We start from the raw sequence: 11,713 nt of genomic DNA on the forward strand, positions 1-11,713 counted from the left end.
GTGTGGGGGCCACCTCCATGTCCAGCGCCGTCGGCCCGGCCCGGGCCGGCGCGCGCCGCTGCAGGGCGCCCGCGGCGCCGCGGCGGGCGCCCCCCCCCCTTCGACGTTGTCCTCAGACCCCGTTGTCCTGGTTTTTGTCCACAGCGGGTGTCTCCGGGGATCCCCAGATGGCTTCGGCTTCCCACACTCTCCGCACAGGCCGGCGAAGGCGCTCGCCAGGGGGTGCCCTGGACACGGGGGCACCCCTCTCGCATTCACCGCACGCCGCGTGGCGCAGCATCCAGGTCGCTCTCCTCAGGCCTGCAGCTCCCGGTGGAGGTGCAGGCCTGGAGGTTGCTGTTCCGGACCGTCAGTACAGCGCCTTGTAGCCGCCCCAGCCGCTGCCGATCTTCACGCGTGCGCCGAAGCCGCCCTTTCCGTTGCCCGCCCAGCGGTACAGGTTGCCCGCGGTATCGCGGGTGACGAGGTCGTTGCGCCCGTCCTGAGTCAGGTCGCCGACACCGACCAGAGCGTTGTAGGCGTTGAAGCCCGAGGCGATCTTCACGCGCCCCCCGAAGCCGCCCTTTCCGTTGCCGTACCAGCGATAGAGGTTCCCGGCCTTGTCCCGGCCGAGAAGGTCTCCGGTTCCGTCGCCATTGAGGTCGCCCACGCCCACCAGCGCCGTATAACCGGACATCCCGGTGCCGATGCGCACCCGGGCCTTGAACGTGCCTTTGCCGGTGCCGGCGTAGAACCACAGGACTCCGGACCGGTCACGGGTCAGCAGGTCGGACCGGCCGTCACGGTTGAGGTCCCCGGACGACGTCAGCAGGTTGTACGTGTTCCAGCCCTTGCCGATGACAGTGGACTTGTTGGTTCCCCGGGCGAAGTACACCTGCCCGAAGCCCCAGTAGGCGCGCAGTTCGCCGGTGGAGTTGCGGACCAGCATGTCCGCGTACCCGTCGCCGTTGAGGTCGCCGGCCGGCACCAGGGTGGAGGAGGTCGGCCAGTCCGCGGTGTAGCTGCGGTTGTAGAAGTACCCCTTGGGATGCCCCTCCCATGAGTCGGTCCGGCCGTCCTTCCGGACCGCCACCATGTCCGGGAACCCGTCGCAGTCGTAGACGTGGGTGGGCAAGGCGCCGCACATCACGTCCAGGCCGCCGCTTCCCACTCGCACCGGCACGGTTCCACCGTTGAACTTGGCGGTCAGCTGCCAGGTGTAGAGACCGCTCGGGGCGGGAGCACCGTTCGACTCCCGGCCGTTCCACGAGGCCGAGATGCCGTTGAGACCGCGTTCGGCCCCACCGCGCACCACAGCCACCCGGCGCCCGGTCGCCTTCTGGACGATGCCCAGTTCCCAGGAGTCCACGGGGCGGCTCAGCAGCAACGAGGCCGTCCAGGTCGAGTAGGTGGACGAAGTGGTCCTCGGCGCGACGCTCCCGGAGGTGTACGCCTCCCCTATCACCGGAGCGGAGTCCGGTACCCCGTCCGCGCTCACATGCACGCGGCCATCGGCGTCCACGTAGGCGATGTGGCCGCTGTACTTGTCCACGGTCCACGTGATCCTGCGGTCGTCCGCGAGCGTTCCGGCCGGGAGGGCGGCTATGGAGCGCTCCGCGAGCGGGCTGCCGGTGTGGAAGTCCGTCAGCTTGAGCTCGCCCGCGTCCCGGTCGTGCCGGACCACGTAGCCGTCACCGAGCATGGCGGGGCCCGACGGCACAGCGAAGCCGCGGTTGTTCGTCAGGTCGTACACCCCGGCCTGCTTGTCGGCACCGCAGGACCAGTAGAGCCAACGCGCCGTCGCCTGCAGTTCGGTGGGCACGCAGCCGGCACCGGTCCGCACGGTGCGGACGGGTTTGCCGGGAGTGGCCGCGTCCGCGGTCAGCCGCTCCGCGGTCAGCGTGCCGGGACTGCCGGGGGTCGCGCTCCACAGGGTGGAGTACCAGAGCGCCGCGGCCTGCACCGGGCGGCTGCGTACCACCTTGTTGTAGCCCGGGTAGATCAGGTACTGGGTTTTCGGGGACCCGCCGTCCACCACCACGTACGAGGAGGACGCGTCCCTGACCTCGCCGCCGCTGCCGGGCAACGGCATCTGCACGTGCGACGTGTAGGCGTCCACGCGGGTCTCCAGGTACGTCCGCCCTCCTGTCTCGGACAGGAAGGACAGGCCGTACCAGTTGCCCTCCACGATCCGCACGCAGTCCTCACCCGTCGCACAGCGCACGGCGGAAGGGGGCATGCCCGCGGGCACGGGCTTGGCCGCTCCCGCGACGGGGACCGGCCCGGTACCGACGTCCTGCTGGTAGAGGGAGAGCTTGCCCTCCATGCTGTCCACCCGATCGAGGGTGCCCCGGTACAGGTTCAGTCCCAGGACCTTGGCGATCACCGGGGGCAGCGGCTGGACCACCTCGTGCGCCGGCGACCCGTCGGAGCCGGCGGCGAAGCGGTGCACCGCCCAGTCGCCGGTGCCGGAGCCGCCGACGAGCAGGGCGCTCCCGTCCGCCGTCTGCGGTGGGTTGTCCGACACGAGCGCGATGTGGTCGAGTGCGGTGCTCGGCTCCCCGCCGTCGAGCGGCCGGGACGTCAGCCGCCGGCCGAGCGTTGTCCCCGAGGTGGCGTCCGGGCCCGAGGTCAGGAGGGTGCCGCCGAGGAGGGCCACGGGAGCCGCGTCGTCGGGGAGCGGGAACTCCTGCGCCCCGGAGGAGACATCACCGCGGGGCAGCCAGCGCAGCCCGGTGAAGCCGTGCTTCCACCAGGCGACGCGGTCGGCGCTCAGCAGGATGCGCAGGCCCTCACCGCTCATCGTCTCGGGGAGAGGGGTGATCTCGGCGGTCCCGGGGTCCAGCAGGCCGTAGCGGTACGCGCCGTCCTGCCGGAAGGAGATCACCGCGCCGCGGTCATCCGTGGCGCCCTGCTGCAGGGAGAGGCTGCTCAGCTGAGCACCCGCGGGCAGGCCGGTGATGTGCAGCGGTTGCGCGGGATCGGTGCCGGTGTCGAGGAGCACACCGGCGGAGCTGGTGGTGCTGGTCGCGGACTCCAGGGCCAGCACCTTGCCCGCGACGGTCCCCCGGAACGTGTAGCCGGCTGGGAGCTGCGCCTCCCGGCGCTCACCGGTGTGCGGATCGAGCAGGGTGTACCAGGCGGTGCCCCGGGCCGGGCTCGGTGAGACGGCGAGCAGGTCTCCGTCGGCACCGACGGGGCGTACGAGCGCGTTGGCCGGCAGGGTCTGCAGGCCGGGCACCTGCGTCGAGGTGCCGCTCGCGAAGTCGGTCCAGGTGTAGCCGTCCCGGCCCTCCTGCTGGTGCAGGAAACCGGTGCTGCCCACCGCCAGTGGGGTATCCACACGGGGTGTGGCCCGGTCGGCGGGCGGGATCACGACCTCCTGGGACGAGTCCGCCGCGGCCGCCACCTGGACGGCCCACGCGGGCGGCGCGTCCACGGCGAGCGGGATGGCCGTACCCGCGACCGCCAGAATCGTGCCGGCCGCACCGACCGCGAAGCCCGCGCCACCTCTGCGGCGGCGACCTCCGTGCAGTGGTTCAGTCGACGTCCGGGTCAATGCCCTCACGTCTCCCCCTCATTGATGTGATGATCTGCCGCCGCGCGGCGCCCCGCCGTGGCCGGACGCGCTGCCGCGTCACCCCCAGTGGCCGCGGTGGATCTTGCCGGCCGCTTGTGCGGTAGACGCTAGCCGATCAACGAAGTCCCAGTCCGGCCTGACGGGATTACGATCAGACAACCCGACGAAGCCCCGGCGGAGCGGGCCGACGCGTCTGCCCCGGTCACCCGGTGATTCGGATCTTCTTCGTCACCGTCACCTGGTCCAGGTCCGACACCCGTACCGTCAGGTTCATCGTCCACTCGCCCGCGATCGGGAGGTTGACGGAGTTGGTGGCCCAGTAGCCGCCTCGGTCGGTGAGGCCGGCGGGGAGGGGGCCGATCTTCTGGGCGGTGAGGGTGAAGGAGAGGCGGAGTTCGGGGACGGCGGAGATGCCGTTGTCGGGGCCGAAGACGACCGCCTGTACGGAGTTGTCGCCGACCCGGCCCGGGTCCAGGGTGATCTGCACCTTGCCGTGGCCGTTCGGGGTGCCGACGTCGAAGGGGACCATCGCGACGGAGGCCACCGGGATGCCGCCGGCCGCGGCCGTTCCCGTGCCCGACTCGGCCGCCTCGGCGGCCGCGGCGGCCGCGCGGCCGGGCAGCGTGCCGGTCAGGATCGTGGTGATGACCAGGACGGCGACGCCGATGGCGACTTCGGCGAGGACCGAACGGCGCAGGGCCCGGTGGTCCGGCGTGGGGGCCGGCTCCGCCGCGGCCGGTGGGGTCTCCTGGGGCGGTGCGCCGACCGTCTGCGGGACGCGGTCGCGGGTGGTCGCCGCGGCCGCGGCCGGGGCGCTCGCCGGCCTCGCCGTCCAGCGGCGGGACTGGGAGGCCGCCGCCAGCAGCAGGGTCACGGCGCCGAGTTTCACGAGCAGGAGACGGCCGTACGTCGTGTCGGTGAGCGCCTGCCAGGAGCCCAGGCCGCGCCAGGACTGGTACACGCCGGTGACCACGAGGACCGTCACCGAGGCGAAGGCCACCCGGGAGAAGCGGGCGACGACGGCGGCCGGGAGGGGGATGGCGGTGGCCCGGTAGAGGGTGGTGAGGAGGGCCGTGAGGCCGCCCAGCCAGAGCGACATCGCCAGGAGGTGCAGCACCGAGGACGTCATCGCCAGGGGCACCTGGATGCCGGCCGAGGCGTGTTCGGCCGTCGCCCAGGTCAGGGCCAGGGCGACGGCGAGGACGGCGGCCGTGACCAGGAACGGGCGGGACGACGGGCGGAGCCGGTCCGCACGCCCGCGGCGGAAGAAGGCGTACAGGCCTGCCGTGACCGCCAGGAGGGCGACCCTCGCCAGCAGGACCAGGCCCGGGCGGCCCGTCGCGGTCCTGGCGAGTGCGGAGAGGTCGAAGGCCGTCGCCGGGGAGGTGCCCTCCTCGTACGGGGAGCGGAGGACGAAGAGGAAGAGGGTGGCGGCCAGCAGGGCCCACCAGGCCGTCCGGATCGGTTTGCGCAGCGGGGCCGCGTCCGGCGGACGGCAGACGGCTATGAAGGCGACGGTGCCTATCAGCAGCGCCACGGCGAGGTACGCGGCATAGCGGCCGATGTCGTAGAGGCTGCCGGTGGCCGGGTTCTCGACCGGGCCGGTGGGGACGGCCGCCGTGGTCGCCGACGGCTTGCCGACGGAGAAGGTGAGGGCACCGGAGACGGGGTGGCTGTCCGCCGACACGACCCGCCAGGCCACGGTGAACGTGCCGGTGCCGAGCTTCTCCGGGAAGGTGATCCGTGCGGTGTCCGAGCCGGCGGGGCCGTGTTCGGGGTCGCCGGTGGTCACCCGGTGGTTGGTGGGGTCGTACACCCGGAACGAGTCGTCGAGCAGGCCGACGGACTCGGTGAAGGTCAGGGTGACGGACCCGGGCGACGACTTCAGTACGGCGCCGTCGGCGGGGTCGCTGCCGCGCAGGGCGGCGTGCGCGGAGGCGGGGGCTGCCGACGCGAGGAAGAGCGCGGTGAGGAGGGTGCCGAGAAGGGCGAGGGTGCGCAACGTTCCGCGTGGGGCCGCCCTGTGGGGGGTTGTCGTGCACCGCCGGCCGTGTTCTTCGCTCACGTCACCGTCCTGAGTTCGGAAGCAGGCGTTCATGGGTCATACGGATGGGGGGCGTGCAGCACTCATTGTGCTGAGGGACGCCGTCACCACGTCGGCCGGGCGGACACCCCACCGTCCACCACCAGATCGTGGCCGGTGATCCACGACGCCAGCGAGGAGGCCAGGAAGACCACCGCGTCCGCCACGTCCTCCGGGCGGCCCAGGCGACCCGTCGGCACCGCCTCCTGCCACCTCCGCACCCCCTCCGGCCAGGCGTCCGCCAGGCCCTCCCGGTCGATCAGGCCGGGGGAGACCGTGTTGACGCGGATGCCGAGGCGGCCGTACTCCAGGGCCGCCGCTCTCGCGTGCATCACCACCGCCGCCTTCGCCGCGCTGTAGTGGGCGTGGCCGACGGCCGGGTGGGATGCCTCGATGGAGGCGATGTGGGTGACCGTGCCGCCGTCGGGCTGGTCGCGCATGACGGCGGCGGCCGCCTGGGTGCAGGCGAAGACGCTGCCGAGGTCGGTGTCGACGACCGCACGCCAGTCGGCCGCGGTCATGCCGGGCAGGGGCTGTACGGGTTGTACGGCCGCGTTGTTGACCAGCGCGGTCAGCCGGCCGCCGCCCCAGTCCGCGGCCTCCCGGACGATCCGGTGGCAGGTCGCCTCGTCGGTCAGGTCGCCCTGCACGACGACCGCTCGGTCGCCGATGGCCGAGGCGACCTCCCGCGCCGCCGTCACCGCCGTACGGCAGTGCACGGCCACCGCCGCGCCCTCCTCGGCGAGGCGCAGCGCGATGGCCCGGCCGATGCCGCCGCTCGCGCCCGTCACCAGGGCGACCTGTCCGTCCAGTAGATGGGTCATGGACGGCAGAGTCCCGTGATGCGGGCGGCTTCGGAGGGGTAACGCGCCGTGAGGTAGGCCGCGTTCCCGTGTTCGTACCCCTCGAAGGTGAATCCGGGGGCCATGGTGCAGCCGAACAGGGTCCAGGCGCCGGACGGTGCCACCCGGCCGCCCATCCAGGTGCCGGCCGGGACGGTGAGCTGGATCTGCTGGCCGGCGCGGAGGTCCGGGCCGAGGACGGGGGTGCGGGTGGTGCCGTCGGGGGCGAGGAGCAGGAGGTTCAGCGGGTCGCCCAGGTAGTGGTGCCAGATCTCGTCGGTGGGGAGACGGTGCAGGGCCGAGAAGTCGTCGGCGACGAGGAGGCCGACGATCGCGGTGCCCTCGGGGCGGCCGTCGGCACGTTCGGGACCGGCCCAGGTCTGCCGGAACAGGCCGCCCTCACGAGGGATCGGCTCCAGGTCGTAGTGGGCGATCAGGTCATCGGGGGTCAGCGTCGGGGAGCACATCCGGGAAGGCTACCGACCGGGTGAGAAAAGCCAGTTGAGCGCGCTTTTCGGACAGGTGGACGTCGGGGAGGTCGATCTCGGGGAGCACGACGGCCGGGCCGGGCGTGAAGCCCTGGCGGGCGAAGCGGGCGATCGCCTTCGCGTTGCGGACGTCCGGGTCGACGACGATGCGGTGGCGGTCGAGGGTGCGCAGGGCGAACTCCGTGAAGGCGGAGAGGAGGGCGTCCGTCCAGCCGGGGCGGGGGCCTTCCGGTCCGGCCGGGGCGAGGAGGACGTGGATGCCGATGTCTCCGGGGCGGACGTCGTAGCACTCGCTCACGCGGTCGGCCTCCGGCTCGTACGTCTGGAGGAGCGCGACCGGGGTGCCGTCCCTCTCGGCGAGGTAGGCGTGGTGGGTGTCGAGGGTGGCCATATGGGCGTAGATCTCGGTGACCTCGGCGCGGGTGAGACCGGTCATGCCCCAGAAGGCTGCGCGTTCCTCTCTGACCCAGGTGTGGACGACGTCCGCGTCCCGCTCGGGGTCGAGGGGGCGGAGACGGACGGTGCCGAAGCCGTCAACGGCGTGTTCCGAGACGGAGACGGAGTCTGGGGCGGAGACGGTGGCGGTCGGCTGCTCGGACATCAGTTGCTCAGACATCAGTTGCTCAGACATCGGTTTCCTCTACGAGTTCCAGTCGGTCCCAGTCGGTGCCGACCGGGGCCAGATCACCCTTGAGCCACAAGGTGAGTTGGTCGCTGTGGTGCGGTGCGCCGGGGACGCCGTCGGCGCCGAACGGCACCACCCAGAGGCTGTTGTCGCGGTCCGCCAGGTCCCAGACGTACCGGGCGGCCGGCCCGCGCGCGGAGAGGTCGGTGAGACCGGGGACGGCCGAGGTGCACAGCACGCAGTCGTGGTCACCGGACAGGGCCGGTCCGTCGTACGACGGCTCGGGCAGCGCCTGCCAGGGGGCGAGGCGGTGGGTGTCGCCCCAGGTTCCGGTGCCGGTGCCGGCGGGTCTGCCGGCGGCGACCTCCTCGACTGCCGTACGGACGACGGCGGGACGGTCGATGCCGTACAGCTCCTCCGCCCTCAGGAGATGTTCCAGGGCGAAGGCGATGCGGGGGGTGAGGGCCAGCCAGGGGAGCAGGACCTCGGGGTAGGCGGGGGGTTCGGCGAGGGCGGCGAAGGCGGGGTGGGCCGCGAGGTGTCGTACGACCGCGGAACGTACGGCCGCGTAGGCGGCGGCGCCGGTGCTGTCGGCGTCCATCCGACGGTCCCAGGCGAGGAGCCGGTCGCGGAGTCCGGCGGCCCCGGGGGTGAGGCCGTCGAGGGCGGCCAGGTGGTCGAGGAGGGGGGCGGCGGACGCGAGGTGGGTGTCGGTGTGGATCGCGGGCAGGGCGGCGGCGGACCAGGTGCGGCGCTCGTCGAGGAGGGCGCGGATCCGGTCGGCGCGGTGGGGTGGGGCGAACTCGACGCCGAGGGGGGTGGCCGGGCCGCGCTGGTTCGCCATCACGGCCACGCCGTCGGTGAGGTCGCCGTACGGCATCTCGTGCCAGCCCTGCCAGGCGTGGCCGGGGAGCCAGGCGGGGGCGAGGCGGGTGCGGTTGGTGTGGGAGCGGACGGGGACGCGGCCGGCGACGCGGTGCAGGAGGCCTCCGTCGGTGTCGGCGGCGTGCACGACGTTGACGGGCTCGGTCCAGGCGTCGAAGGCACGGTCGACGTCGGCGACGCGGCGAGCCCGGAGGAGGGGGAGGAGGGCGCTGAAGCCGAGGTCGGCGGTGACGCGGGGCGGGTAGCGCAACGCCAACGCCTCGGCTTCGCCATCGGCGTATGTCCCCCCGCCCGCACCACCGGCGCGGCTTTCGTAGCCGGGTGCGGGTGGCCCCTGCGGGGGCCGACCGCCGTCGGCGGCTGCCGGAGCGGGGGTGGAAACCCCGTGCGGGGGCCGACCGCCGTCGGCGGCTGCCGGGGCCGGGGTGGAAAGCCCCTGCGGGGGCCGACCGCCGTCGGCGGCTGTGGGCGTGGGTGGTGTGATCACTGGGCCGCGTTCGGTCTCGAGCACCTCGATGCGCATCGGTGGCTCTCCTGCCACCTCCACCGTCTCCGTGTGCCGTTCGGCCCGTTGCCACGTGCCGTCCGGACCCAGGGCCTCCACGTCGGTCTCCGTGAAGCGCAGGCGTTCGCGGTAGACGTCCTGGTAGTCGGCCATCGCGTTGGTGATGGACCAGGCGACCGTGCCCGTGTGGGCGAAGTGGGCGATGCCGGGGACGCCCGGGACGGCCAGGCCGATCACGTCGAACTCCGGGCAGGAGAGGCGGATCTGCTGGTAGACGCCGGGTGCCTCGATGAAGCGGTGCGGGTCGCCGGCCAGCAGCGCCCGGCCGGTGGTCGTGCGGGGGCCCGCGAGCAGCCAGCCGTTGCTGCCGGAGGTACCCGGCCCGTCCGTGGCGAACAAGGGGACCGCGTCCTCCCCCAGGTGCCGTATCGCCTCCTCGCGCCACAGCTTGGCCGGGAAGCCGGCGAACAGGATGTGGGTGGCCAGCCAGACGCCCAGGGGGTGCCAGGGCTCCCAGACGCCGGGCGCGAGGCCGGTGCGGCCGAACTCGGGCGTGCGCGCGGCGCCGGCCGGCAGTCCCTCGTTCACCCCGGCCACGTACGCGCGCACCCACTCCGCCGTCTCCGGGTCCTGTCTCTCCAGCGCCTCGAAACAGCGTCTCGCGGTATCCGCCAGGCGGGCCCGGCGGGCGAACACGTCCCAGGCGACGGCCGGGGAGCCGAGGAAGGACGCCGACGTGCCCTGGGCCCGGTGCCGTTCGACCTCCAGCTGCCAGGCCCGGTCGTGGGCGGTCACCCGGCCCTGCGCACGGGCGAGTTCACGGGCGTCGGCCGCCCGCAAGTGCGGGATGCCCCAGGGGTCTCGGTACGTCTTGGTGGTCACCCTGCGGCACCTCTCGTCTAAGGTTAGGCTTGCCTAAGCTGGATCGTGGAGGAATCGTACGCGAGAGGTGCGGGAGCGGCGGAGGCCGCCCCACTGCGGGCGCGCGGGGCGGGTGCGGGCGCGGGATCATCGAGCCATGGACGCCAACGCCAAGGCCAGGCCCGACACCGGGGCCGACGCCACGACTCTGCATCTCGCCCAGGACCCCGAGGCCGACGAACTCCTCAGCCGCAGCAGGCTCGCCGCGCTCACCGGCATGCTGCTCGACCAGCAGGTCCCGATGGAGTGGGCGTTCAAGGGGCCGGCGACCATCGCCCGGCGGATGGGGACGGACGACCTGGACGCGCACGAGATCGCCGCCCAGGACCCCGAGGCCTTCGCCGCGTTGCTGTCCGAGAAGCCGGCGGTGCATCGCTACCCCGGCTCCATGGCCAAGAGGATCCAGCAGCTGTGTCAGTACCTCGTCGACCACTACGACGGTGACGCGGAGGGCATCTGGCGCGACGTCGACAGCGGTGCGGAACTGCTGAAGCGGCTCCAGGAACTGCCCGGGTTCGGCAAGCAGAAGGCGCAGATCTTCCTCGCCCTGCTGGGCAAGCAGCTGGGGGTACGGCCGAAAGGGTGGCGGGAGGCGGCGGGTGCGTACGGGGAGGCGGAGTCGTTCCGGTCGGTGGCCGACATCACGGGACCCGAGTCACTGGCGAAGGTGCGGGCGCACAAGCAGGAGATGAAGGCGGCGGCGAAGGCGGCGAAGGCCGGGGAGAAGTAAGCAGCCGGGGGACGGCTGGGAAGGCTGCGCAAACCGGGGAGAAGCAGCCGGAGAAAGCAGCCGGGCCGGTAAGGGCTCTGTCACCCGATCGGCCCCTCCCTGCTGGCAGGGCCGCTCCCGTCGGCTTCAGCTGGAGGCATGAGCGAGCCTCCCAGCACCGGCCCCGCCGACGACGACCGCACGGCTCACACCGCCCCGGCCTCGGTCCCGGCGTCCGCGTCCGCCTCGGTCCCGGCGTCCGCGTCCGCCTCAGTCCCGGCGGCGCCCGCGCCCACCTACCGGCATGAGCCCGAACCGCCCTTCGAGGGGCCCCTGCACGCCCTCTCGAGGGCGGCCTGGCAGACCGTACTGCTCACCGGGATCGCCTCCCTGATCCTGGGCATCCTGGTCCTCGTCTGGCCGGGCGCCTCGCTGCTCGCCGCCGGTGTGCTCTTCGGCATCTACCTGCTGATCAGCGGCGTCTTCCAGCTGGTCGCCGCGTTCGGCACGCACAAGACGACCTCGCTGCGCGTGCTGGCCTTCATCAGCGGCGCACTGTCGATCCTGCTGGGCCTGTTCTGCTTCCGCGGCCCGCTGGAGTCGATCCTGCTGCTCGCCCTGTGGATCGGGATCGGCTGGCTGATCCGCGGGATCACCCAGACCATCGCCGCCGTGCACGACCCCGGGATGCCCGCCCGCGGCTGGATGGTCTTCCTCGGGATCGTCACCTTCATCGCCGGCATCGTGCTGATCGTCTCGCCGTTCGAGTCGGTCGCCGTGCTGACCCTGGTCGCCGGTATCTGGCTGGTCGTCGTCGGCATCGTGGAGATCATCTCCTCGTTCGGCATCCGCAGCCGGGCCAAGCACATCCCGCAGGCCCTGTGAGCGGCGTCAACCTCACGCCCCGCCGGTACGCCGAGCGAGCGGTTCTCGCGCCGGGTGGGATGAACACCGTCCGCCGCGTGGGGAGATGACCGCCATGAGCAGCGGTTCCCCCTCCGGGGGGGGGGGGGGGGGGGGGCCCCGGGGGGGGGGGGGGGGGGGGGCGGGGGCGCGGCGGGGGGGGGGGCGCCCCCGCCCCCCCCCCCCGCCCACC

8 protein-coding genes are annotated in these 11,713 nt (G+C 73.0%); 2 read left to right on the top strand and 6 right to left on the bottom strand.

Features of this window, described 5'->3' with window-relative positions; all coding sequences use genetic code 11:
• Positions 1-349 precede the first annotated feature (349 nt).
• From ACWGJB_RS24440 to ACWGJB_RS24465, 6 genes are all read right to left on the bottom strand, one after another.
• Positions 350-3,547, bottom strand: coding sequence for an FG-GAP repeat domain-containing protein (locus ACWGJB_RS24440; protein WP_453382248.1), 3,198 nt, complete (start codon positions 3,545-3,547; stop codon positions 350-352).
• Positions 3,548-3,761: 214 nt separating this feature from the next.
• Entirely contained in the window at positions 3,762-5,657 is a 1,896-nt protein-coding gene (locus tag ACWGJB_RS24445; RefSeq protein ID WP_453382249.1) for a copper resistance CopC/CopD family protein, read from the bottom strand.
• 50 nt (positions 5,658-5,707) lie between these two features.
• Positions 5,708-6,466: an SDR family NAD(P)-dependent oxidoreductase gene (locus ACWGJB_RS24450; RefSeq protein WP_453382250.1), complete on the bottom strand. Its 759-nt coding sequence runs from the start codon at positions 6,464-6,466 to the stop codon at positions 5,708-5,710.
• Complete coding sequence (locus ACWGJB_RS24455) at positions 6,463-6,936, bottom strand: cupin domain-containing protein (protein WP_453382452.1); 474 nt, start codon at positions 6,934-6,936, stop codon at positions 6,463-6,465. The genes ACWGJB_RS24450 and ACWGJB_RS24455 overlap by 4 nt, the downstream gene beginning before the upstream one ends.
• The gene (locus ACWGJB_RS24460) at positions 6,923-7,573 is read right to left on the bottom strand and encodes a GNAT family N-acetyltransferase (protein WP_453382453.1); all 651 of its coding nucleotides are present in this window, start codon (positions 7,571-7,573) and stop codon (positions 6,923-6,925) included. Before ACWGJB_RS24460 ends, ACWGJB_RS24455 begins: the two co-directional genes overlap by 14 nt.
• A gap of 22 nt (positions 7,574-7,595) precedes the next feature.
• Complete coding sequence (locus ACWGJB_RS24465; RefSeq protein WP_453382251.1) at positions 7,596-9,869, bottom strand: penicillin acylase family protein; 2,274 nt, start codon at positions 9,867-9,869, stop codon at positions 7,596-7,598.
• Positions 9,870-10,005: 136 nt separating this feature from the next.
• Between ACWGJB_RS24465 and ACWGJB_RS24470 the strand changes: the two genes are divergently transcribed.
• Positions 10,006-10,638 carry an HhH-GPD-type base excision DNA repair protein gene (locus ACWGJB_RS24470; RefSeq protein ID WP_453382252.1) on the top strand — a complete coding sequence of 211 codons (633 nt, stop codon included), beginning with the start codon at positions 10,006-10,008 and terminating at the stop codon, positions 10,636-10,638.
• 138 nt (positions 10,639-10,776) lie between these two features.
• Positions 10,777-11,502 carry an HdeD family acid-resistance protein gene (locus tag ACWGJB_RS24475; RefSeq protein ID WP_453382253.1) on the top strand — a complete coding sequence of 242 codons (726 nt, stop codon included), beginning with the start codon at positions 10,777-10,779 and terminating at the stop codon, positions 11,500-11,502.
• The last annotated feature ends 211 nt before the right edge of the window (positions 11,503-11,713 follow it).

It is taken from the genome of Streptomyces sp. NPDC054813, assembly GCF_053611365.1.

What these genes read in the sequence shown, in the direction of transcription:
- ACWGJB_RS24445 (WP_453382249.1), bottom strand. Translation starts at nt 5,657, where the DNA reads ATGAACGCCTGCTTCCGAACTCAGGACGGTGACGTGAGCGAAGAACAC.
- ACWGJB_RS24475 (WP_453382253.1), top strand. Translation starts at nt 10,777, where the DNA reads ATGAGCGAGCCTCCCAGCACCGGCCCCGCCGACGACGACCGCACGGCT.
- ACWGJB_RS24460 (WP_453382453.1), bottom strand. Translation starts at nt 7,573, where the DNA reads ATGTCCGAGCAGCCGACCGCCACCGTCTCCGCCCCAGACTCCGTCTCC.
- ACWGJB_RS24450 (WP_453382250.1), bottom strand. Translation starts at nt 6,466, where the DNA reads ATGACCCATCTACTGGACGGACAGGTCGCCCTGGTGACGGGCGCGAGC.
- ACWGJB_RS24470 (WP_453382252.1), top strand. Translation starts at nt 10,006, where the DNA reads ATGGACGCCAACGCCAAGGCCAGGCCCGACACCGGGGCCGACGCCACG.